Genomic DNA, 21,548 nt, shown 5'->3' on the forward strand with positions numbered 1-21,548 from the left:
GGGTCAGCCCGTGTACTCGTAGGTGCTGACCCAGTCGATGTCGAGGTGCCCGGCGGCACCCCAGTTGCCGACCTGGAACATGTACCGGTGCGCGGTCTTCGGCACGTTCGACGTGACCGTCTTGATGACCTTGCCGTCGAGCAGGTACTGCACCGACTTGCCGGGGATCCACTCGACCGAGTAGACGTGCCAGCTCCGCCAGGTCACCCCGGTGCTCATGCTCGTCGAGTTCGCTTCCTGCCCGGCGACCATCGAGTGGTGGTGGAGCATCGGCGACCCCTCGAAGTTCGCCTCCGGATAGTCGATCTCGCCGTCCGACCAGACGTTCGACGACGGCCACAGCATGAACGCTGCACCGTTCCCGTCGCCGCCGGTGGCCTTCGCGCGGACGCTGAACTTGCCGCCCACGTGCGACCACGCGCCGTTCGGGGTCCCGAAGGTCCCCGCGGCTCCGTGCTTGCCGTCGAGCGTGACGTCCATGTAGCCGTTGCGGGCGCTGACCTGCGAGCCCGAGTAGTACGTGCCGCCCGTCCCGTCCGGGTAGGGCTGCCACGAGTTCGCGTAGGTCTTCGCGAACTGGCCGTTCGCCGAGGCCGTCGTGCTGAAGTTCTCGACGAAGGTCTGCTTGAACTTGCCGACGTTGCCGACCGGGGCGGTGACCCCCGCGTAGGCAACGGTTCCCGCTCCGAGCGGTGCCGCCACGACGACGGCTCCGATGAGTGCGGCGATGAGTGCTGTCCGCCTGATCCTGCGGTGCTGCATGTGTCACTCCCTGGTGTGACTGGTGGCACCCGTTCCCCTCGGGCGCCCAGCCGGATCTCGGCTGCGCACCGAGGGTAGGTGCATTCTGCAACCGATGCAGGGGGTTGACAGCAGCACGCCGGACCGGCGACCATGCCCCTCGTTCGAGGGTCAGCGCGCGGCGTGCTCGCGTGCTTCCATGGCGTCCCAGGCGAAGCTCGCGAGCCAGTGCGTGGAGTAGTACTCCTCGCCGACGCTGGCGGCCAGACCCGAGGCCAACAGCCGGTCCGCCGCCTCGTCGAGCAGGCTCGCGAGCCCGTCGTCGTCGAGCTCACCGGCGCGCAGGGCGTCCGCGATGCGCCGGGCCGATCCCGCTCGCGACAGGTCGAGCCCGAACAGGTGCACCTGCTGCGGGTCGTTCTCGTCGCGGACCACCGTCGACTGCAGGATCGCGTCGCCCGACCGCACCTGGGCGAAGAAGCCGTCCGACCACGTCGCGAACTCGGCCGGGGTCAGCACGGCCCGCATCAGGTCGGCTTCGGCCAGCCCGGCGGACAGGAAGTCGTGCCCGCTGCGCTCCCAGGCGAACGGCCACCCGGCGTCCTCGCCGAACCACTCGCGCGCCGCCCGCTCCACCGTCGTGGCGAGCTCGTCGCGGCCGAGCGACCGTGCGGCCTCGAGCACGAGCAGCAGCCCGAACGCCGAGTTCGAGTGCACCCCGTGCCGCACCGGGTGGGCAGCGCCGTCGACCCAGCGGGTGACGAGGTCCTCGAGCACGTCGACGACGGGCGCGAACCCGGGGGCGAGCTGCCGGATGGCCGGCACCTCGGACGCGGAGACCTCGGCGGCGAGCTTCGCGAGCCAGGCCCACCCGTAGGGGCGCTCGTAGTGCGGCGTCGTGTGGAAGTAGGCGGCTTCCGTGGCCAGGTGATCCGCACTCAGGTGGGCCTGCAGGATCGCGGTGAGCCGGGCCTCCAGGTCGGCCGGCAGACCGTGCGCGACCAGACGCGCTGCGAGCCAGTGCATGTGCACGGACGAGTGCCAGTCGTACGACGTGGCGAAGGCGGGGTGCAGCTCGACCGGCAGCGCCCGGTCGTCCGGGCCGGACGTCGTGTGGTGCGCCGCGTACGGGTACTCGCGCGAGGTGTTCTCGGCGACGACGGCCGCGAAGCGGTCGGCCCACGCGGCCCGGGTCAGGTCGAGCGGGGCAGCATCAGAAAGCGACAAGGTACATGACTCCCATGTTGACGACGAGCAGGATGGCGGCGGTCGGGATCTGCGCCTTGATCGGACCGTACTTGTCCCGCATCTCGAGCAGGGCAGCCGGCACCAGGTTGAAGTTCGCGGCCATCGGCGTGACGAGCGTCCCGCAGAACCCGGCGAGCATGCCGATGGCGAAGATCGCGGCCGGGTTGCCGTCGAAGCCCTGCACCAGGACGGGCCAGCCGATGGCGGCCGTCATGATCGGGAAGGCGGCGAACGCGTTGCCCATGATGATCGTGAACAGCGCCATGCCGAGGCAGTAGACGACCACCGCGGCGATCAGGGAACCGCCGGGCAGGATCGACTTGATGATGGTGCCGACGGCGTCGCCGACCCCGGCCTGGGTGAACACGATGCCGAGGGTGGAGAGCATCTGCGGCAGCAGCGCCGCCCACCCGATGGCCTGCAGCAGACGGCCGCCCTCACGGATGGGCGTGGCGATCCCCGGCGGGCGCAGGACGAACACCGCGACGACCACGGCCAGCACCGAGCCGATGCCCAGGCCGGTCAGGGTCGCGCTGCCCTCGGCGAGCAGGGGCGTACCGCCGATCGAGACGAGTGGACCGAGCGTCGCCACGAGGACGGCGACCACGGGCACGACGAGCGCCGGGATGAAGAGCTTGTTGCCGAACCGGGTGGCGAACGCCGCACGCTCGTCCGGGCTGGTCGTCGCGAGGACGCTCGTGCTGGCGGACGGCTTCGTGGCCGCAGCGGTGGGTTCGGCCGGGCCGGCCTCCGCCCCCGTTCCGGCACCCGGGATGCTGGCGACGCGCGTGCGACTGGTGGTCCCGGTGAACCCGAGTCCGGCGAGCGCGACCATCACGAGGACGGCGATGCCGAGCACCCACGACGGCGCGGTCTTCGCGGCGACGAAGGTGCCGTAGAAGAACGAGACCCCGAGGATCCCCCAGAACGCCGCGTTGCCGAGTCGCTTCGCGTGCGAGGTGTCCGTGACGATGAGGACCGCGACCGCGATGAAGAACGCACCGATGAGCCAGTAGAGCCATTCGCTGGTGATCACGCTGCGGCTCCCTGCGTCGGGGCGTCGACGCGTGCGTCGGCGGCCATCTTGTCGAGCGTGCGGTCGAACAGCAGCAGCCGCGTGCCGTGGACCAGGAGCGCGGCGATGCCGGTCGGGATCGCCCACAGCGCCAGGTCGATGGGTTCGAGCGACAGACCGTAGGTGGCGTCGACGAAGGTCGTGATGAGCAGGATCGAGCCGACGGCGACGAAGACGTCCTCGCCGAAGAAGACCCCGACGGTGTCCGACGACGCCGAGTAGCCCTTGATCTTCTCGCGCATCCGTTCGTCGATCCGGCCGTACTTCTTGATCGCCGCGCCCTCGGCCATCGGGTGCACGAGCGGCCGCACGGTTTGCGCCGGCCCACCGATGCTGGTGAGGCCGACCGCGGCCGTGACCTGCCGGATGGCCAGGTACCCGGCAAGCAGACGACCCGTCGTGAGCTTGTCGAGCTTCGCGATCAGGCGCTTGGCCTGGTCCTGCAACCCGTAGCGCTCGATCAGGCCGATGACGGGCAGGACGAGCGCGAAGGTCGTGACGGACCGGCTCGACGCGAAGCCGTCACCGAAGGCGGTGAGGATGCCGACGGGACCGATCCCGCCGATGGCCGCGGTGACGATGCCCGCGACGGTCACGACGAGCAGCGCGTTGATGCGCAACGCGAACCCGATGATGACGACGGCGACGCCGATGAGGACGAACATGCGGGACAGTCTGGACCGCATTGTTCAACAATCGCAAGGGGGCGTTCTGCTCTGTAACACGACGGTCACACGGCGCGGGGTTCGCACCTGCGATGCCCGAGGCCGTGTCAGGATCGGGACATGACCCGAACCGTCAGCGGTGCCGACTCGACGGCCGACCGGCTGCGCACCATGATCGCGGCGGGCGAGTTCTCCCCTGGGGCGCAGCTGTCGGAAGAACGGTTGAGCGACCAGCTCGGCGTGTCGCGGAACACCCTGCGCGAGGCCTTCCGGCTGCTCGCGCGGGACCGGCTGGTCGAGCACGTGTTCAACCGTGGGGTCTTCGTGCGACGCATCTCCGCCGAGGACGTCACGGACCTGTACGCCGCCCGACGGGTGCTCGAGGAAGCCGCGGTCCGCGCGTGCTCACCGACGTCACCGGCCCTCGATGCAGCAGCTGCGGCCGTCACGGCTGCACGGGACGCTGCCGCTGCGGGCGACTGGAGTGCGGTCGGGACCGCCGACATCCGGTTCCACTCCGAGCTCGTGCGGGCGGTCCCGAGCGCGCGGATCCACGGCCTGATGGACGGGCTGCTCGCCGAGATGCGACTGGCCTTCCTGACGACCGACGACCCGGGGTCGTTCCACGCCGAGTTCGTGGACCGGAACGACGCGATCGTCGCGGCGTTGCGCGCCGGCGACCAGGCACGAGCGTCGGCGCTGTTGGCGGACTACCTCGACGATGCGGAGCGGACGCTGCGGGTGGCCGCGGACGCGGCAGGCTGACGGGAGGCCCGGTGCGGGTCCTGCCTGCGCGCTCGGATCGCCTCGACTAGCGCTGGTACCGGCCGAGGCCGCGCTTCCTGTCGCGGAGTGCGACGGCGAGCATGCTGCCGCCGAGCACGAGCCACAGGACGGCCATGATCGTGCGGAAGACACTCGGATCGATGATCGCCAGGACGCTCCAGAGCACCCCGACCGCGAGCCACAGCACGCCGACCCAGACCAACGGCCGCCCGAAGGTCGCGCGGAGGAACCGGTTGTCGCTGCTCATGGGCCGAACCCTACGCCCGGCCGTGCGACACGTCAGCCCCCGACGAGCGCCCTCACCGCGTCGATGACGATCTGCCGACGCCGCGCAGGTGCGACCGCCGCGACCAAGGAGCCGTACTCGGGAGAGGCCGAGCTCCAGAACGCGGCGAGGTGCATCACCAGGCCCAGCAGCACCGCCGGCCGGTAGCTGCGCGGCAGAACCCCGGCGCGCTGGGCGTGCTCGACCGCGGCGACGGCCTCGGCATCGCTGGCGATGACGGCTTCGAGCGCACCGTCACTCCCCCGCTCGAGGCGGTGCCACGTCGCGAGCCGTTCGACCCAAGGACGCCGGACGTACGAGTCGTGCAGGCGGGCAGCCCACTCGGCGAGGTCGTCGGTGTCGACGGGGACCTCGTCGAACATCTCGGCGACGGTCTGGGCGAGGAGCGCGTCGAAGAGCCCCTCCTTGCTGCCGAAGTAGTGGAAGATCTGCGCCTTGTTGCTCGACGACGCCGCGGCGATCCGCTCGATCTTGGCGCCGACGAGCCCAGCTGCGGCGAACTCGTCGCGTGCTGCGAGCAGGAGTCGTGCGCGCATCGCGTCGGCGGCTGGGGGCGTGAAGCGTGCCATGCAGACAACCGTATCGACCGAGTCGGCACCGCGAAGCCGGACGGCCGCGATGCCGGGCCGGTCAGGCGCGATGCCCTGAAGCACAGCAGCGAACACGACGCGCTGGTGACGTTGCACATTTCACCGGTTACCGGCAGGTTGGTGTTCATTCGGCGAGGGACGCCGATCAGGAGGGAAGACCCATGACGTCAACTACCGCCTCAGCGAGCAAGCTCGCAGTCGTTGGACTACTAGCAGCCGGACTGTGCGCACCGATGCTGGCCGCCCCGCCAGCTCAGGCAGCGACAGGAGCTCCATCGTCATCGGTCGCCTCGATCGTCCAGGATCTCGACCTTCAGGCCGTCGATGTCGAACGGGGATTAGCGCTCATCGAGAGCATTCCGGAAGCTGTACTGCTGAACGGCCAGTCTGCGTACGAGGAATGGGTAGCTGGTAACCCGACGATGCAGCGAGCGGCTCGGGCGAGCATCCTCGAGTGCACGGGCGCGATCGCCCTCATGATTGCATCGACGGCATTCCCAGTCGCCAAGATCTTGAAGATCAAACGTTTGATCAACTCACTCGGCGGTGTCACAAAGGCAGTCCGAATCATGTGGGGCGCTTCGTTCAGCTGGGAGAAGATCCGAGCCCTCGGCGGGGCCGCGGCCGCACTTGGTGCAGAGCTCCTCGGGGTCGCGGCCGTGAAGCGAGGGTGCTTCCGATGAGTCGCTGGACGCCAGCACTGATCATCCTCGGTGGAATCGCGTTGACCGCCTGCGCATGGCTCACGCTCGACCTGCTCTACTCGTGCATGGCCGCGCTCGCGACGATCACGTACGCCACCTTCGCACCGGGCATCGTGGGAAACACGCCGATCCCGCGAGGGTCAGCGCCTGACCCCAGCCAGGTGAAGAGATGGCGCGAAACGCACCCGGGCTCGACCGTGAGCGAAGCAATCGCAGCCGTCACGAAGCGCTAAGGAGTCGGCTCGGAGGCCTGTCGGGACAGCGCCTCCGAGCCCCTCCCAGTGCCGCTGGCTCCGCGCACCATGGCTGCCGGCGCGCGACCAGCGATGCATTCGTGCGCGAGAGAGTCGGTTTGCCGCGCGGAGAACGGCGCCGCGCACGAATCCCCCGGAAATGGGCAAGAATGCGTCCCCCGATCCTCCCTAGGCTCATGACAAGCGCACCACCACGCCGCAGATCCGCGGCCGGCCCAATGACGGGAGGTTCGACATGTCACAGTTCGTCCAGGAGTTCACGCAGGGCGCCATCGTCGGAGAACCCGAGGTCGTCGAGGACCGCACGTCGGTGCGCGAGGTCGCCGAGCATCCCGCGTGGAAGCGGCTGAAAGCCGCTGTCGTGTCGTTCCGTGCGCTGCAGGCGGCCGACGGCTCTGTCCCCGACCACGCGGACCACGCGACCGCTTCCGAGTACCTGGCCACGATCCTCCCGGCCATTGCCGAACTGGCCCCGTTCTTCCCGCACGATGCGGCGTACCTCGCTGCACTGCAGCGCGATTTCGCGCGCTGGGAACGCGACGGTTTCGGCGTTCCCGACTTCCTCGACGCACTGAACGAATTCCAGCCGCAACAGCACCGCGTCGACGGACTCGGCCACCTGGTCGTCTTCCCGATGGTGACGCAGAACGGGAGTTCCTCGCGGTTCGTCGAAGCCGTCCTGGTCGAGGTCATCTGGCCGGAGTTCATCGCGGAACTCGAAGCGGGCGACTACAGCAACACGCTCTTCGTCGCGTTGCGGTTCGTCGACTTCACGCCCGGGTACGACACGAATTCTGCGGTGCTGTTCCCCGAGACGGTCGCGATGCGCGAGATCCCGACGTTCACGTGGGGTGCGATCTTCCAGGACCGCGAAGCCGCTCGCTACCGCCGAGTCGTCCGTGCCGCTGCGGAGATCACCAAACTGGAGTTGCCGGACGACGCTGCAGCAATGCTCGACGACCAGGAGCTGACGGAACAGGTCTTCGTGATGTGGGACATCATCCACGACCGATCGCACATGCGCGGGGACCTGCCGTTCGACCCGTTCATGATCAAGCAGCGGATGCCGTTCTTCCTCTACTCGCTGGAAGAACTCCGCTGCGACCTGACGGCGTTCCGGGAATCCGTGCGGCTCGAGCGTGCACTTTCTGCTGTGCCGGACGCGGACCTCGACGAGGCGCAACGCGCAATCCGCGACCACGCCCGCATGGTGCAGTACGCCGTCGTCTTCGACCGCATCTTCCGGTTCGCGATCACCGGCAGCCGCGTCCGGAACTACGACGGGCTCGGCGGGCAACTGTTGTTCGCGTGGATGCACCAGCACGATGTCCTGCACTGGACGGACACGCAGCTCACCATCGACTGGGATGCCGTTCCCGACGTGATCATCGCGCTCAGTGATCAGATCAACGAGTTGTACCGGCGGTCGATCGACCGGCCGAAATCGGCGCACTGGCTCGCTGCGTACGAGATGCTGACCCGGACGCTCACGCCGCACCCGGCCTCGAGATGGGCGCGGGGACTGCCGGAGGAAACGCTCGCCGGAATGCCCAAGGGCTACACCGACGCCGTACTCGACGACGAATTCCCGCTGTCGATGTTCTACGAGGCGCTGAACAAGAAGATGGCTGCGGTCATCGCTTCGACGGCCGGCATCACCGGCTCGTCGTCGGTTGCTCCGTCCGCTGTTCCGTCCGTTCCGGACGTCGCCGCGTGAGCGCTGGCTTCCTGTCCGGTCGCACGGTGCTGGTCGCGGGCGCGACCAGCACCAGCGGCGCGGCGGTCGCGCGCGCACTCACCTCCGCCGGGGCGGCCGTCGTCGCGGTCGGCACCAGACCAGACGCACTGGAGGCCCTTCTCGCTTCCGTCCCGGGCGTCACGACCCACACGTGCGACCTCGCAGACCTCGGCGCGGTCACCGCGCTCGCGGCTGCGGTCCACGAGACGGCGGGTTCGGTCGACGGGCTGGTCCACCTGGTCGGTGGGTGGCGCGGGGGCGGCGGCATCGCCGGCCAGTCGGACGACGACTGGGACTTCTTCGACCGGGCGTTCCGCACCCTGCGGAACACCACACGCGTGTTCTACGACGATCTGGTGGCGTCCCCGGCCGGACGGCTCGCGTTCGTCTCGTCCACCGCCGTCGACTCCCCCACCGCGGGTGCCGCGAACTACGCGGCTGCCAAGGCCGCCTCGGACGCGTGGGTCCGTGCCGTGGCCCAGGGCTTCCGGAAGGACGCACCGGACTCGGCGGCAGCCACCGTGTTCGTCGTCGGCGCCCTCGCCGGTCTCGAGGAGCGGCTCGGCGACGAGGTCGTGCGGCTCTGGACGGCACCGCCGGCCGACGTGAACGGCGCCCGTCTCCCGCTCTCGGCCGCTCCAGCTGCGGCCTCGAACCTAGGATGAACCAGTGACCCTTCGACTCCACGACCTGGACCTGCGGGGCTTCGCCTCGGACAACTACGCCGGTGTCCACCCCGAGATCCTCGACGCCATCGCCGCGGCCAACGACGGCCACCAGATCGCCTACGGCGAGGACGTCTACACGGCCCGTCTCAACGAGGTGATCGGCGACCACTTCGGTTCACAGGCGCAGGCGTTCCCGGTGTTCAACGGGACCGGCGCGAACGTCGTCGGGCTGCAGTCGATGCTGCCGCGGTGGGGCGCCGTCGTGTGCACCACGACCGCGCACATCCACACCGACGAAGCAGGCGCTCCCGAGCGCATCGGCGGGATCAAGCTGCTGCCGGTCGAGACCCCCGACGGCAAGCTCACCCCCGAGCTCATCGACAAGGAGGCCTGGGGCTGGGGCGACGAGCACCGCGCCCAGCCGCTCGTCGTCTCGATCACGCAGACCACCGAGCTCGGCACCGCCTACACGGTGGACGAGATCCGGGCGATCGCGGACCACGTCCACCCGCTCGGCATGACGCTGCACATGGACGGCGCTCGCATCTCCAACGCCGCTGCGACCCTCGGCCTGCCCCTGCGCGACTTCACCACCGATGCCGGCGTGGACGTGCTGAGCTTCGGCGGCACGAAGAACGGCATGCTCTACGGCGAGGCGATCGTCGTGCTCAATCCCGCGGCGTCAGAGGGGCTGCACTACCTGCGCAAGATGAACATGCAGCTGTCGTCGAAGATGCGGTTCGTCTCCGCGCAGCTCATCGCGCTGCTGTCCGACGACCTGTACCTGCGCTCCGCCGGGCACGCCAACGCCATGGCCGCCCGACTCCGCGGCGCACTCGAGGCCCGGATCGCCGACGGCAGCATCCAGGGCGTCGCGTTCAGCCAGGAGACCCAGGCGAACGGGGTGTTCGCGACGCTGCCCGCGGGGGTGGCCGAGCGGCTGCGCAAGCACTTCCGGTTCTACGACTGGGACGCCAGCCGCAACGAGGTGCGGTGGATGTGCGCCTACGACACGTCGGAGCAGGACATCGACGACTTCGTGGCGGCGTTGACGCGGGAGCTCGACGCGGCCTGACGAGCAAAGCCCTCACGGTCGGTCAAGCGGGCGATGTGGGCTGCCCCAGGCCGGCGGAGTTGTCGACAAGCGCTCCGCTGATGTGTTCGCGGACGAACCACGCCGCCGCCGCAGTCGGCGTGGTCGCCTCGAATATACCGATCTCACTCTCCCCCGCCACTACAGACGGCAGCACCGCCAGATCTCCATGCCCCAATCCGAGAATCACCTCGACGCCGCGATCTCGGACGCCACACACGGCACGATGAAGGGCACTACGGTCCGCGTCGTGCACGTTAGGTTCGCGATGACCGTCGCCGTAGAGGCCCCCTCCGCGATGGCAGAGCACGACGTCTGTCTGTGCAAGGCGAAGGGGATCTCCGGCGAGTTCCAGAAGAGCTTCCGTGAACGACTGGAGCGGTGCATCGCCATTGGTCGGTCCGGTCTGCATCCGAGAAACGATCACTCGCCCGTCAGCCTGCTCGAGAATTCGGTCGACCTCGCTCCTCGTGACCCCGAATCTGGTGGTCAGGACGAGAACACGAATCGGATCGGCTCCAAGGTCCACGGCCCCCCAATCGTCGGGATTCCGGTGCGCCCAGTCAGTGGACGCCGGCCGCGATCCGACCCGCGCTGCCACGACGTCTGCCACGCGCCCCGGGCGACTCCGATCGTTCGACAGCCGACGCGCCCATGCTTCAGTTGTCGCCGTTGACCACATGATGAGATCGTCCGAGAACTGCGGATCCCAATTCCTGTCGTTACCGAGCCGAAAGCGAAGCCGACGGAGCACGATCGCCCGTTCAGGACTCTCGGCAACCTCCTTCGGCAAGAGGAGGCGATGTAGATGCAAGTCGGTGGAGTGCGCCGGCTCGTATTTCCGGCCGTGCCAGCTGTCGGGCAGCATCATTGCTTCGACCTGCACGCTCGGCGCCATAGCGCCGTCCATGACGTCCGTGAGTGCCGACGCCACCATCTCCTCGTGATCCGAGACTGTCTTCATCGCGGCTGCCGAGTAGAACCCGAGTAGAACGCTGAGCTTCCCGCGATATTGAATGTGATCGGCCGCCTCCGTCACCCGGTGCCCGAGCGGCTCAGCTTCCAAGAGCGCTTCTGCGACCCGACGGTCGAGCGGGCCCGCCTTGTTCGCAGTCAGTCGCATCGCTGCCTCCACCACTGCGCTCGCTATCGAGCGATGGCTCTGGACACTGTGGGTCGGATCCTGCACGTCGTCCAAACTCCCATACACGAAGCTCATCGTGCCTCGACACGTCGGAGCAGGCCAACGGCTGTAACCCAACGTAAGATCTCGTGTGATCTCCGAGCACCCCGAACCCAGCGGCATCCTCCCCGAGGACCTCGACGCCACACTCCGGGTGCTCGAGCAGATGAGCGACATCGACGAGACGCACCCCGACTTCGTGCGGGTGCGTCAGGCCACGGCGAAGATGTTCAAGGCCGTGAAGCGTGCGCACCGACTCGAGAAGCGCGCGGTCATCGCCGAGGCCGATCGCCTCGTGATCGCCGCCACCGCGACCGGAGCCGCCGACCGGATCGACGACGAGACCCGCGGGGTCCCGATCAGCACCTCGACGACGGCGTCCACCGCCGGCACCCTGCTGAAGTCCCGCCCCTGCTACATGTGCAAGCAGCAGTACACGGTCGTGGACGCGTTCTACCACCAGCTGTGCCCCTCGTGCGCGGCGATGAGCCACGCGAAGCGTGATGCCCGGACGGACCTGACCGGCAAGCGGGCGCTGCTGACCGGTGGCCGCGCGAAGATCGGCATGTACATCGCGCTCCGCCTGCTGCGCGACGGCGCCCACACGACCATCACGACGCGGTTCCCCCGCGACGCCGTGCGCCGGTTCACGAGCCTGCCGGACTCCGCCGACTGGATCTCGCGCCTCAAGGTCGTCGGCATCGACCTGCGTGACCCGGCCCAGGTCATCGGTCTCGCCGAGGACGTCGCCGCTGCTGGCCCCCTCGACATCCTGATCAACAACGCGACGCAGACGGTCCGCCGGTCGCCCGGCGCGTACCAGCCCCTCGTCGACGCCGAACTCGCGCCGCTGCCGGACGGCCCGCTGCCCGAGCTCGTGACCTTCGGGCACACGAACGACCAGCACCCGCAGGCGCTCGCCCGCTCGGTGACGGCGCACCCGATCCTCGCGGCCGCCGCAGCCCGGGCCGACGAACTGACCGAGCAGGCCATGGCTCCGGGGTCGAGCTCGCTCGAGCGTCTGGCCATGGGCACCGCGATCGACGCCGGTGGTCTCGTGCCCGACCTGCACGACGTGAACTCGTGGACGCAGGCCGTCGACGAGGTCGACCCGCTCGAGATGCTCGAGGTCCAGCTCGCGAACACCACCGCGCCGTTCATCCTGATCTCGAAGCTCCGCCCCGCGATGGCGGCGAGCGAGGCGCACCGCACCTACGTGGTGAACGTCAGCGCGATGGAAGGGGTGTTCGGCCGCGCCTACAAGGGGCCGGGACACCCGCACACGAACATGGCGAAGGCTGCCGTGAACATGCTCACCCGCACGAGTGCGCAGGAGATGTTCGAGACCGACCGCATCCTGATGACGAGCGTCGACACCGGGTGGATCACCGACGAGCGACCGCACCCGACGAAGGTCCGGCTGGCCGAAGAAGGCTTCCACGCGCCGCTCGACCTCGTCGACGGGGCTGCCCGCGTGTACGACCCGATCGTGCGGGGCGAGGCGGGCGAGGACGTGTTCGGTGTGTTCCTGAAGGACTACAAGCCGAGTTCGTGGTGAGGTCCACGGCCCGTCCGCCGCTCAGTCGCCCTCGTGCGCAGCCAGGGTGGCGAGTACGAGCTTCGTGATCCGACGCTGCCCCTCGTCGTTGGGGTGGATGCCGTCCGTCGAGTAGATCCCCGTCCCGGAAGTGTCGGCCTCGGGGAAGGTGTCAGCCATGCTGACGTACGCGGCGCCGCCCTTCGCCGCGGCACGCTTGATCTCTGCGAGGTAGCTCGACCACGGCTCAGCCATGCCGTCCGTCATGCTCGAGGCCGGGGTGAACTCGCCGATCACGAGCAGCGAGGGCTTCGTGGGCAGCGCCGCGAGCGTCTCGAGGAACGCCACGTACTGGGCGCCGAGCTCGTCGGGTGTGAGATTCGCCGCGTCGTTGCCACCCAACGTGATGGTGATGAGGTCCGGAGCAGCACGACGCATCGCCGTCAGGAAGCCCTCCTGGTCATCGGTGAAGGTCGCGATCGTCGAGCCCGAGTGCGCGGAGTCGTAGCGGTGGATCCCCTTGTCCCGGTCACCGTCGTAGATCGTGAACCCCAGCAGTGAGAACGGCGCGACGGCGGTGACGGTCACCGTGTGCTCCCCGCTCGACAGTCCGTCCACCGTCGTGATCGTCCCGGTACTGGCAGTCCCGGTGGTGGCGACGGTCGTCGGTGCGGCTCCGTCGACGCTGTAGGTGAAGTCGCCGGACCCGGGGTAGCGCGCCCACCAGATGTCGATCCCGGTGCCCGTGAAGCCGTAGCTCCGCGAGGCGCCCGCCTGCATGCCGACCGATCGGTAGCCGAGGTCGGGGGTGGTGATGTCGAACTGGCTCTCCCCCGTGCGCGCCGCCGCCCAGTCACCCCAGGTCGAGTCCGGTGCGTACACGGCGAACTGCGCCGGCAGGTACCCGGCCCCTCCGGTGACCCCGTCCGTCGGGTGCTCCGTGCGCAGCTGGTCGAGCGTGAGGTCCATCCACCGGGTGGAGCGTGACGAGGCGCCCTGCCCCTCGGTGATCGAGTCCCCCAGGGCGACCCAGTTCGCGGGCGCCTCGGTCCGGTCGGCCACGGCGGCGTTCCAGGTCGCGAGCGGCTCGGCGACCTCCGGGGGCTTTTCCGCGGAGCACCCCGTCGCGACGATCGACACGAGTGCGACGACCAGGCCGGCGACGAGCCGGGGTGCCCCGCGACGCCGACCGCGATCGGTGGTGCGCTCGTGGCCGTTCACGTTGTCTCCCCTGGGTGGGATGTGGTCCGCGACCGGGCGCCGGGTCGGGCAATGCTAACCGCGCAACCCTGGTGAACTACCGTCGTCTCCGTGCCCTCCTCCACCGGGACTCCGGACCCGACTGCCGGTCCAGCGACCGCGCCGCACTCCGTCAGACGGACCATCGCGGTCGGTCTGGCGATCGCCGTGTCGGCAGCAGCGCTGGTCGGCATCGATGCGGTCGCCGGATCAGCGGACACCGCGGCGTCGCCGGTGACGGTCACCAAGGTCACCGCAGCGTCCACCGTCACCTCGACCGGCAGCGCCGTCCGGACCACCCTGAAGGTCACGAACACCACCTCGGTGCGGAAGCCGGCTTCGTCGGCCTGGCTCTCCCTGTCGACCGGCACGAAGAAGTACTCGCTCGGCCGGGTCGCGGTGCAGCCACTCGCCCCGGGCTCGAGCACGACGGTCAGCGCGGTCCGCACGACGCCTTCCCGTGCCGCGGCCGGGAAGTACTCGGTGCTCGCCTGCGTGGGTGCGTACTCCGGGCAGCACTGCCGTACGTCCGCTTCGACCGTCACCACCAAGCCGACGCCCCGCCCACGTCCGCAGACCGGCGTGATGCTCGACGTCGCTCGCGCCTACTACCCCGTGGCACTGATCAAGCGGTACATCGACCTGCTCGCCGACGACGGCGGCCGCTTCCTGCACCTGCACCTCACCGATGACCAGAACGTCGGGATCGAGAGCAAGGTCCTCGGTCAGACCCTCGCGAACGCGGATCTCGACCACGGCGTCTACACGAGCCGCGTGACCGGTCGTCCGTTCCTCAGCGCAGCGCAGGCACGCACGATCGCCGACTACGCGGCGAAGCGGCGCATCGCGATCGTGCCCGAGATCGACACCCCCGGCCACATGGCTGCCGCCTTCGCCCTGCTCGAGGCGGAGCGCGGCACGAAGTGGGTCGACCGCATCCGCTCGGGCGAAAGCGAGCTCGATCCGTCGGCGCCCGGCAGTCTCGCGCTGGCAACCGAGCTGTACGCCGAGGTGCAGCGGACGTTCCCGTCCAGTCGCACCGTGCACATCGGTGGAGACGAATGGGGCGGCGACGTCACCGCCGCCCAACGCGTCGCGTGGATGAACGCGATGGCGGCCGCGCTCGGCAACCGCGAGGTGTGGGCCTGGAACGACGGGATCGATCGCGCCGCGGTCGGGCGACTGGATCCGCGCATCCACGTCACGTACTGGAGCTTCGACGGCGACACCGAGGACGCAGCGGAGCGTCGCGAACGCCGGGCGCGACGGGCCAGTGCGGTCGACCTGCAGCAGGCCGGGATCGACCTGCTCAACTACAACTCGTACTACCTGTACGAGGTGCCGACCGACCTCGACCCGGCCGACAGCGAGTACACCGTCGCCGATCTCCGCGAGCACTGGTCGCTCCGGACGTGGGACGGCGACTCCGGAGCACGTCTCGCTGCTCCGATGTCGGGCGCGGCCGTCGCGATCTGGGGCGAGGACCTCGAGCGTCCACCTGCTGACGCGCTCCTGCGGTGGAGCGCGCCGCACGTGACGGCGATGATCGAGACCGCATCCTCCTGACGGACGCGTGACGGGCCTCCAGGCCGACCGCCGGAACCGCCGGAACCGCCGCCTGCCTACCCGAGCGGCTCGACGCCGTAACTGGTGACCACCGCGCGCAACTCGTCCAGGTAGGTCTGCGCCTGCACGGTGAGGGGAACCGAGGCGTGCGCGATCCAGCCGATCTCGATGCGTTCGTCGACGTCGAGGGGGATGGCGACGATCTCGGGGTCGAGGTCGTCGCTGATGAGCCCGGTGGAGATCGTGTACCCGCCGAGGCCGATCATGAGGTTGAAGATCGTCGCCCGGTCCGAGACGCGGATCTCCCGCTTGCTCGACATCGTCGACAGGATCTCCTCGGCCAGGTAGAAGGAGTTGTTCGCGCCCTGGTCGAACGTCAGCCGAGGCAGGTCGGCGAGGTCCTCGAGGGTCGCGCGCTCCCGTGACGCGATGGGGTTCCGCCGGGCCACGAAGATGTGGGGCTGGGCGACGAACAGCGGCGTGAAGACGACCCCTGCGTCCCGTAGCAGCTTGCCGAGCACCTGCTTGTTGAAGTCGTTGCGGTAGAGGATGCCCACTTCGCTGCGCAGGGTGCGGACGTCCTCGATGATGTCCCAGGTGCGTGTCTCACGAAGCGAGAACTCGTACTCGTCTGCAGCGGCGCCCTCGACCATGCGGACGAAGGCCTCCACGGCGAACGAGTAGTGCTGGGAGGACACCCCGAGCAGCCGACGCGACCGCTGCCGGCCGACGTAGCGCTGCTCGAGCAGGGAGACCTGCTCGATGACCTGCCGGGCGTACCCGAGGAACTCGACGCCGTCGACGGTGAGCACGACTCCCCTGGCCGAGCGGACGAAGAGGGGACGCCCGATCCGGGTCTCGAGGTCCTTCATCGCCGCGGACATCGTCGGCTGCGACACGTAGAGCAGATCGGCGGCGGCGCTGATCGAGCCCTCGGTCGCGACCTCGATGAAGTACCGGAGCTGCTGCAGGGTGATGTCGTTCTGGACCCGAGCCATAGGCCGAGGCTATACCGCCGCATAGCGTCTCGGTATTACCTGATGGCCCGCGGTTCCCGTCATGATCAAGGAACCCCTTCCCCAGTGCCCTCGGGCGCTCGACGAACAGATTGCCGACCATGGCGAACGACCTCACCTTCAGCATCACCCGGACCCGCTTCGACGAGGACTACTCCCCCGCCGACAGCTCCCGGCTGACCACGAACTTCGCCAACCTGGCGCGCGGCGAGCACCGTCAGCAGAACCTCCGTGCTGCGCTGGCGATGATCGACGGGCGCGCGAACGACCTCTTGGCTGCCGGGGACCGCTACCGCCTGGAGCTCGACATCGTTTCGGCCTCGCTGCAGTTCTCCGACGGTGGAGCGGACGCCGAGTTCCCGCTGCTCGAGATGCTCGACGTCACGATCGTCGACCAGCACACCGGCGAGCACCACCACGGCATCCTCGGCAACAACTTCTCGTCGTACCTGCGCGACTACGACTTCTCGGTGTTGCTGCCGTCATCGCCGGGCTTGCCGTCTGACTTCGGGGCGCTGCACGGGGCGCTCTTCCAGCGCTTCCTGGAGTCGTCCGCGTTCCGCTCGGAGTTCGGTGCCGAGCCCGTCGTCTGCATCAGCGTCTCGACGAGCCAGACCTACCGCCGGACCGGGTACGTCCACCCCGTCCTCGGCGCCGAGTACGACCACGAGCACTCCTCGCTCACCGACGACTACTTCGGCCGGATGGGCATGCGGGTCCGGTACTTCCAGCCCGCCGGAGCATCGGCCCCGCTCGCGTTCTACACGCGCGGCGACCTGACCGGGGACTACACGGACCTCCAGCTCATCGGGACGATCGCCACCATGGAGACGTTCCAGAAGATCTACCGCCCGGAGATCTACGCGGCGAACACCCCGGCCGGGAGCACCTACCGCCCCACGCTCGACCACGCCGACTTCACGCCCACCCCGGTCACCTACGACCGTGAGGAGCGCAGCCGCCTCGGGATCACCCAGGGTCGGTGGACCGAGGAGCACCTCGTGACGCCGCACCACGCGCTCCTCTCGCGTTTCGCTGCCGACTCCGTCCCCGCCCGCTGACCGTCTGGACCTTCACCTCCATGAGTTCTCTCCTCCCCACCTCGATCGTCGGCAGCCTGCCGAAGCCGTCCTGGCTCGCCGAGCCCGAAAAGCTCTGGTCCCCCTGGAACCTGCAGGGCGCAGCACTCACCGAGGGCAAGCAGGACGCACTCCGCTCCGCCGTCCACGAGCAGGAGCGCCGCGGCATCGACATCGTCAGCGACGGCGAGCAGACCCGCCAGCACTTCGTCACGACGTTCATCGAGCACCTGGACGGTGTCGACCTCGAGCGCAAGGAGACCGTCCGGATCCGTGACCGGTACGACGCAGCCGTGCCGACCGTCGTCGGCGCCGTGAGCCGCCGGGCGCCCGTGTTCGTGGACGACGCTCGCTTCCTGCGCGCGCAGACCGACCGGCCGATCAAGTGGGCGCTCCCCGGGCCGATGACCATGATCGACACCCTCTCCGACCAGCACTACAAGAGCCGCGAGAAGCTGGCGTGGGAGTTCGCCACGATCCTCAACCAGGAAGCGCGCGAGCTCCAGGACGCTGGCGTCGACATCATCCAGTTCGACGAGCCCGCCTTCACCGTCTTCCACGACGAGGTGCAGGACTGGGGCGTCGCCGCGCTCGAACGCGCGACCGAGGGCCTGCACGCCGAGACCGCCGTGCACATCTGTTACGGCTACGGCATCGAGGCCAACAACAAGTGGAAGGAGACGCTCGGGGCCGAGTGGCGGCAGTACGAGCAGTCGTTCCCGCTCCTGCAGCAGTCGTCGATCGACATCGTGTCGCTGGAGTGCATCCACTCACACGTGCCGCTCGAGCTCGTCGAACTCATCCGCGGGAAGAAGGTCATGCTCGGCGCGATCGACGTCGCCACCGAGACCGTGGAGACGCCGGACGAGGTCGCGGAGGTGCTGCGTCGGGCGCTCGAGTTCGTCGACGCCGACAAGCTCATCCCGAGCTCCAACTGCGGGATGGCTCCCCTGGCACGGGGTGCCGCGCTGGACAAGCTCGGTGCGCTGTCCGCTGGGGCAGACATCGTGCGAGCTGAGCTCGTCGGCACGGCGGTCCCGTCAGCGCGCTGACCACTGCGAGACACGGCGGCGGCATTCTTCCGGAAGGAGGAGGGCCGCCGTTCGCGTTGCGCCCGCCGCGTGCGCGGCTCTCGATCCGGTCTGGAGGCGCGGCTTCCGTCCGGCTGACAGGTTGCGTTGGCAACGCCCGCGCCCTCTACTGCCCCTCGACCCCGGTCACTGCCTCAGCGATCCGCTTTCAGTCCCTCGCGGGGGAAGCAGCCAGTACGGAACAACGGCCCACACGGGCGCCGCCGCGAGAAGCCACCAAGCCGTCGGACTCAACGTCGAAGACGCCAATCCAACGACGATCAGCCAGCTCATCGCGAGTGCCGCGACGAACCCCGCGGTGACCGCGCATGAGATGCGCCCTCTGCGCCGGTCTCGAGCGAAGGCGGACCCGACAGCCGCCACGAGGAACAGCGCCTGTATCGCCGCGAGCAGGATCGCGGTTCCCAACGGTGTTCCGTACCCGCTCGGGCTGCCGTCGGGGCCGAACGACGTGGCGATCCGTTCGGGTAGCCGATCCCACCAGGCGCTGGTCACCACGACCTCGACGACGACGGGGAACGCAGCAGCGATGGCAGCGAAGATCCCCTCTCGCCTGCGTCGGCCGCGGGTGTTGGCCATCGGTGCGTTCATCAGCCGTTGCATGTCTCCCGCGCTTCCCGCTCGATGAGCGCCGTGGCGATCGTGTCGGCCGCATGCGGAGCCTTCGCGAGCGTGTGGACCACGGCGGTGACTCCTGCCGCGTTGGCGATGACCGCTCCTGCCGCTCGCACCTCCCCGTTGATCCAGGTCGATGCCCCTTCCCGCTGCCAGCTCACCGTGCGGGAGTGCCCAGCGCCGGGCTCGAGCGCCCAATCGGCGTAGCGACAAAGGTCGTCGAACGTGGACCAGACGCCGCCAGCCGCCGCGAACGACGATTCTCCGAGCGCCCACGGCTTGATCGCGCGACCGAAGAGCTTCGACACCACGCGGTCTGCTGGAGCAGGCACGAGCGCCGCCGAGCTGATCCCCGCCGGGTCTAAGACTTGCTGGCGCACAGCGGCGAACCAGTCGCCGTGCACCTCGTCGAGCACTGCGCCGAGGAGCGCGTACCCCAGGTTCGAGTACAGAAACTGCCCTCGGGGTGCGACCGGCACTGCGACCGCTTGTTCCAGCGGCACCCCGACGGCCTCTCGGTACGGGTCGCCGAACAGGCGGTCGCGCATCGTGGCCGGAAGCCGCGGCAAACCCGAGGTGTGGTGCACGAGGTCAGTAACCGTCATCTCGGAATCGGGCACCCTGGGGAGGTAGTACACGACCGGCCGCTCGACCTCGAGTGTGAGCCAGGCCGTCGTGCCCACGAGTCCCTTCGTGATGCTCCCCCACTCCAGCATCGACGCAGTGGCGTAGGGCCCACGGGGCTCGCGGACGGTTCGCCAGCCGTCAGCTGTGCGAAGACTCGCACGCCAGAGCCCGGAGCTCTCAAGCGGATTCCGCACCAGGTGTCCCTCCTTGAAAGCGGGTCGAGATGCGGGCCAATGCACCGTTCCACAACGACCGAGCTCGGCGGTGAAGACTCACGACGTGGGCATTCACGAAGAGGAGGTCGTACGCGGCCATCACGATGGCGAACGACGTCAGACCCATGAGCAAGGCAATCGCCAGGTGGAATGTGAGCATTGCCGTGACAGCCACAGGCCTCCCCGCGCGGAAGAAGACGAGCACGGGGAAGAACACTGACGTCAGGACAGTGGCGTAGGCGCTGATGACCATCAGCCAGTCCGACTGCACGAGCAACGGCGTGAGCTCTGGGAGAAAGAACTCTGGGACGTTGAGGATGTAGTACAGCGCAGTGCCGTCTTGCCAGAGTTCACCTTGCACCTTGTACAACCCGGCCATGAGATAGACGACAGTCACCTGGGTCACCAGGAGCAGGAGCCCCGTGTTGTTGAGGACGGACGCGATCGGGCCCCCCTCCGGCCTTCGCCGTCCTTTGAGGATGGTGAAGGCCGAATAGCACCTGGTCAGCAAGAGGAAGAGCACTGCTGTCGCGGCTAGGGCGTCACCACCGTCCATGAAAGCCGGGTTCGCCATGTAGAGCGACCAGAGGAGCACGTAGTGGGCCGCGAGGACCGGACGGCCACCCACACCGAGCGTGACAAGCAACGCGACCACCAGGCCGATGTGGAAGATGACCTCGAAGAACACCGCCGAATCCGACGCGGCGTAGAGGCTCCAGGTCCCGATACCGGCCGTGTAATCGCGGATGCCTTCGAGCCCGTAGACACCGTCCGGGCCAAAGAACTCAAGTCGCCCTGCGTACTGCCGGATGTAGAACGCCGTCGACACCACCCCGACGACCGCCCTAAGCAGGCTCAGGGCGGTCGTCGCACGAGGCGCATCCACCATCCAGTCGGCAACGACGCTGACTCGGGAACCGAGCGCGCGGATCACAAGGGAATCCATTCGGAGTCCGTGATGCGAGGCTCTGCGCGTGCTGACCCTTCATCGCGCTTCGACCACGGCGCGAGCGACTGGACGACGTATCGGAGTTGCACAGCGGACGGCCCGTCAGCAACGCCGAGTGCCGATGGGCACGGGATCTGTAGCGCCGCGTAGCGAGCCAGAACCCGCTCCGCCCGTCGCTGCGCGCCGACGTCGGAGGGCGCAAGGTCCTCCTTGCCCCTGGCCTCAAGCCGCTTGCTGATGTCGTCTTGCGCAAAGCGCTCGACGAGCGCATTGCTGACGATCCGGCTCTCGCGATCCGGGAAGAACCTCGACGATTGGGTCCGCGCGATGGCGGACGACGAGATGTCGGTCCAATGCGTCACCTCGTTTTGGCACCGGACGCGAGCAACCACACCGCGCTCATCACTGATGGGATCCGGCGCGAAGAGCTGCCAGTTCTGAGAGAGGTGCGGATTCAGCAGGGACACCACCGGGCCAACATCGAACTTGATCGGCGTGACCGGACCAGCCAGCACGAGTGCGCACGCGCCGAACGTTCCGGCGACTGCCACTCCCGCAGCTGCGAGCAAGGTCTTGTGCATAG

The 21,548-nt window shown here is 68.6% G+C and carries 23 protein-coding genes; 10 read left to right on the forward strand and 13 right to left on the reverse strand.

The features are described 5' to 3' along the window. Window positions 1–3: 3 nt before the first annotated feature. The 4 genes from GVL05_RS07770 to GVL05_RS07785 form a co-directional block, all read right to left on the reverse strand. Entirely contained in the window at window positions 4–762 is a 759-nt protein-coding gene (locus GVL05_RS07770) for a glycoside hydrolase family 16 protein (protein ID WP_131880326.1), read from the reverse strand. A 150-nt stretch (window positions 763–912) separates the two neighbouring features. Further along, window positions 913–1,968: a DUF2891 family protein gene (locus tag GVL05_RS07775; RefSeq protein ID WP_159572644.1), complete on the reverse strand. Its 1,056-nt coding sequence runs from the start codon at window positions 1,966–1,968 to the stop codon at window positions 913–915. Beyond that, window positions 1,955–3,025, reverse strand: coding sequence for a DUF979 domain-containing protein (locus GVL05_RS07780; protein ID WP_159572646.1), 1,071 nt, complete (start codon window positions 3,023–3,025; stop codon window positions 1,955–1,957). Before GVL05_RS07780 ends, GVL05_RS07775 begins: the two co-directional genes overlap by 14 nt. Next, window positions 3,022–3,729, reverse strand: coding sequence for a DUF969 domain-containing protein (locus tag GVL05_RS07785; protein WP_123291728.1), 708 nt, complete (start codon window positions 3,727–3,729; stop codon window positions 3,022–3,024). Before GVL05_RS07785 ends, GVL05_RS07780 begins: the two co-directional genes overlap by 4 nt. A 120-nt stretch (window positions 3,730–3,849) precedes the next feature. Here GVL05_RS07785 and GVL05_RS07790 point away from each other — a divergent pair, with 120 nt between their 5' ends. After that, on the forward strand, window positions 3,850–4,494 hold the full coding sequence (locus tag GVL05_RS07790) for a GntR family transcriptional regulator (protein WP_159572648.1): 645 nt from the start codon (window positions 3,850–3,852) through the stop codon (window positions 4,492–4,494). Window positions 4,495–4,540: 46 nt separating this feature from the next. Here GVL05_RS07790 and GVL05_RS07795 read toward each other — a convergent pair whose 3' ends face one another. Together GVL05_RS07795 and GVL05_RS07800 are read right to left on the reverse strand one after the other, a co-directional pair. Further along, complete coding sequence (locus GVL05_RS07795) at window positions 4,541–4,762, reverse strand: hypothetical protein (protein ID WP_159572650.1); 222 nt, start codon at window positions 4,760–4,762, stop codon at window positions 4,541–4,543. Between the two features lie 32 nt (window positions 4,763–4,794). Continuing rightward, complete coding sequence (locus GVL05_RS07800) at window positions 4,795–5,370, reverse strand: TetR family transcriptional regulator (protein ID WP_159572652.1); 576 nt, start codon at window positions 5,368–5,370, stop codon at window positions 4,795–4,797. A gap of 182 nt (window positions 5,371–5,552) precedes the next feature. On the opposite strand from GVL05_RS07800, the gene GVL05_RS07805 reads away from it, so the two are divergent. From GVL05_RS07805 to GVL05_RS07825, 5 genes are all read left to right on the forward strand, one after another. Then, complete coding sequence (locus GVL05_RS07805; RefSeq protein WP_134194784.1) at window positions 5,553–6,074, forward strand: hypothetical protein; 522 nt, start codon at window positions 5,553–5,555, stop codon at window positions 6,072–6,074. Then, window positions 6,071–6,328 carry a hypothetical protein gene (locus tag GVL05_RS07810; protein ID WP_148061833.1) on the forward strand — a complete coding sequence of 86 codons (258 nt, stop codon included), beginning with the start codon at window positions 6,071–6,073 and terminating at the stop codon, window positions 6,326–6,328. The genes GVL05_RS07805 and GVL05_RS07810 overlap by 4 nt, the downstream gene beginning before the upstream one ends. 256 nt (window positions 6,329–6,584) lie before the next feature. Beyond that, window positions 6,585–8,066: a DUF6421 family protein gene (locus tag GVL05_RS07815; protein WP_159572654.1), complete on the forward strand. Its 1,482-nt coding sequence runs from the start codon at window positions 6,585–6,587 to the stop codon at window positions 8,064–8,066. Next, window positions 8,063–8,752, forward strand: coding sequence for an SDR family oxidoreductase (locus tag GVL05_RS07820; RefSeq protein WP_235035902.1), 690 nt, complete (start codon window positions 8,063–8,065; stop codon window positions 8,750–8,752). The genes GVL05_RS07815 and GVL05_RS07820 overlap by 4 nt, the downstream gene beginning before the upstream one ends. A gap of 4 nt (window positions 8,753–8,756) precedes the next feature. Beyond that, the gene (locus GVL05_RS07825) at window positions 8,757–9,830 is read left to right on the forward strand and encodes a low specificity L-threonine aldolase (protein WP_159572656.1); all 1,074 of its coding nucleotides are present in this window, start codon (window positions 8,757–8,759) and stop codon (window positions 9,828–9,830) included. 22 nt (window positions 9,831–9,852) lie between these two features. On the opposite strand, the gene GVL05_RS07830 is transcribed toward GVL05_RS07825, so the two are convergent. After that, window positions 9,853–11,067: a hypothetical protein gene (locus tag GVL05_RS07830; protein ID WP_159572658.1), complete on the reverse strand. Its 1,215-nt coding sequence runs from the start codon at window positions 11,065–11,067 to the stop codon at window positions 9,853–9,855. Between the two features lie 55 nt (window positions 11,068–11,122). Between GVL05_RS07830 and GVL05_RS07835 the strand changes: the two genes are divergently transcribed. Further along, on the forward strand, window positions 11,123–12,589 hold the full coding sequence (locus GVL05_RS07835) for an SDR family NAD(P)-dependent oxidoreductase (protein ID WP_131847126.1): 1,467 nt from the start codon (window positions 11,123–11,125) through the stop codon (window positions 12,587–12,589). A 21-nt stretch (window positions 12,590–12,610) separates the two neighbouring features. Here the strand turns inward: GVL05_RS07835 and GVL05_RS07840 are convergent, their stop codons facing one another. Next, window positions 12,611–13,789 carry a GDSL-type esterase/lipase family protein gene (locus GVL05_RS07840; RefSeq protein ID WP_159572660.1) on the reverse strand — a complete coding sequence of 393 codons (1,179 nt, stop codon included), beginning with the start codon at window positions 13,787–13,789 and terminating at the stop codon, window positions 12,611–12,613. A gap of 90 nt (window positions 13,790–13,879) precedes the next feature. On the opposite strand from GVL05_RS07840, the gene GVL05_RS07845 reads away from it, so the two are divergent. Continuing rightward, window positions 13,880–15,373 (forward strand): family 20 glycosylhydrolase, encoded by a 1,494-nt coding sequence (locus GVL05_RS07845; protein WP_159572662.1) that lies wholly within the window; start codon window positions 13,880–13,882, stop codon window positions 15,371–15,373. A 56-nt stretch (window positions 15,374–15,429) separates the two neighbouring features. On the opposite strand, the gene GVL05_RS07850 is transcribed toward GVL05_RS07845, so the two are convergent. Then, entirely contained in the window at window positions 15,430–16,371 is a 942-nt protein-coding gene (locus GVL05_RS07850; protein ID WP_159572664.1) for a LysR family transcriptional regulator, read from the reverse strand. Window positions 16,372–16,490: 119 nt separating this feature from the next. Here GVL05_RS07850 and GVL05_RS07855 point away from each other — a divergent pair, with 119 nt between their 5' ends. Continuing rightward, window positions 16,491–17,450 (forward strand): putative oxygenase MesX, encoded by a 960-nt coding sequence (locus GVL05_RS07855; RefSeq protein ID WP_159572666.1) that lies wholly within the window; start codon window positions 16,491–16,493, stop codon window positions 17,448–17,450. Window positions 17,451–17,470: 20 nt separating this feature from the next. Further along, window positions 17,471–18,520: a methionine synthase gene (locus GVL05_RS07860; RefSeq protein WP_159572668.1), complete on the forward strand. Its 1,050-nt coding sequence runs from the start codon at window positions 17,471–17,473 to the stop codon at window positions 18,518–18,520. Window positions 18,521–18,685: 165 nt separating this feature from the next. On the opposite strand, the gene GVL05_RS07865 is transcribed toward GVL05_RS07860, so the two are convergent. The 4 genes from GVL05_RS07865 to GVL05_RS07880 are packed head-to-tail and all read right to left on the reverse strand — an operon-like array spanning window position 18,686 to window position 21,546. Next, a complete protein-coding gene (locus tag GVL05_RS07865) occupies window positions 18,686–19,138 on the reverse strand; it encodes a DUF1648 domain-containing protein (RefSeq protein ID WP_159572670.1) in 453 nt (150 codons plus the stop codon). 11 nt (window positions 19,139–19,149) lie between these two features. After that, window positions 19,150–20,040 carry a serine hydrolase domain-containing protein gene (locus tag GVL05_RS07870; RefSeq protein WP_327785635.1) on the reverse strand — a complete coding sequence of 297 codons (891 nt, stop codon included), beginning with the start codon at window positions 20,038–20,040 and terminating at the stop codon, window positions 19,150–19,152. Further along, window positions 19,979–20,950: an HTTM domain-containing protein gene (locus GVL05_RS07875; RefSeq protein WP_159572674.1), complete on the reverse strand. Its 972-nt coding sequence runs from the start codon at window positions 20,948–20,950 to the stop codon at window positions 19,979–19,981. Before GVL05_RS07875 ends, GVL05_RS07870 begins: the two co-directional genes overlap by 62 nt. Continuing rightward, entirely contained in the window at window positions 20,947–21,546 is a 600-nt protein-coding gene (locus GVL05_RS07880; RefSeq protein WP_131847149.1) for a DUF5819 family protein, read from the reverse strand. Before GVL05_RS07880 ends, GVL05_RS07875 begins: the two co-directional genes overlap by 4 nt. Between the last annotated feature and the right edge of the window lie 2 nt (window positions 21,547–21,548).

The sequence above is a fragment of the Curtobacterium sp. 18060 genome (assembly GCF_902706105.1).
Lineage (GTDB): Bacteria > Actinomycetota > Actinomycetes > Actinomycetales > Microbacteriaceae > Curtobacterium.

Excerpts from the sequence above, each read along its gene's own strand:
- GVL05_RS07770 (WP_131880326.1), bottom strand. The coding sequence starts at position 762 with ATGCAGCACCGCAGGATCAGGCGGACAGCACTCATCGCCGCACTCATC.
- GVL05_RS07785 (WP_123291728.1), bottom strand. The coding sequence starts at position 3,729 with ATGTTCGTCCTCATCGGCGTCGCCGTCGTCATCATCGGGTTCGCGTTG.
- GVL05_RS07790 (WP_159572648.1), top strand. The coding sequence starts at position 3,850 with ATGACCCGAACCGTCAGCGGTGCCGACTCGACGGCCGACCGGCTGCGC.
- GVL05_RS07795 (WP_159572650.1), bottom strand. The coding sequence starts at position 4,762 with ATGAGCAGCGACAACCGGTTCCTCCGCGCGACCTTCGGGCGGCCGTTG.
- GVL05_RS07800 (WP_159572652.1), bottom strand. The coding sequence starts at position 5,370 with ATGGCACGCTTCACGCCCCCAGCCGCCGACGCGATGCGCGCACGACTC.
- GVL05_RS07805 (WP_134194784.1), top strand. The coding sequence starts at position 5,553 with ATGACGTCAACTACCGCCTCAGCGAGCAAGCTCGCAGTCGTTGGACTA.
- GVL05_RS07810 (WP_148061833.1), top strand. The coding sequence starts at position 6,071 with ATGAGTCGCTGGACGCCAGCACTGATCATCCTCGGTGGAATCGCGTTG.
- GVL05_RS07815 (WP_159572654.1), top strand. The coding sequence starts at position 6,585 with ATGTCACAGTTCGTCCAGGAGTTCACGCAGGGCGCCATCGTCGGAGAA.
- GVL05_RS07830 (WP_159572658.1), bottom strand. The coding sequence starts at position 11,067 with ATGAGCTTCGTGTATGGGAGTTTGGACGACGTGCAGGATCCGACCCAC.
- GVL05_RS07850 (WP_159572664.1), bottom strand. The coding sequence starts at position 16,371 with ATGGCTCGGGTCCAGAACGACATCACCCTGCAGCAGCTCCGGTACTTC.
- GVL05_RS07855 (WP_159572666.1), top strand. The coding sequence starts at position 16,491 with ATGGCGAACGACCTCACCTTCAGCATCACCCGGACCCGCTTCGACGAG.
- GVL05_RS07860 (WP_159572668.1), top strand. The coding sequence starts at position 17,471 with ATGAGTTCTCTCCTCCCCACCTCGATCGTCGGCAGCCTGCCGAAGCCG.
- GVL05_RS07865 (WP_159572670.1), bottom strand. The coding sequence starts at position 19,138 with ATGGCCAACACCCGCGGCCGACGCAGGCGAGAGGGGATCTTCGCTGCC.
- GVL05_RS07880 (WP_131847149.1), bottom strand. The coding sequence starts at position 21,546 with ATGCACAAGACCTTGCTCGCAGCTGCGGGAGTGGCAGTCGCCGGAACG.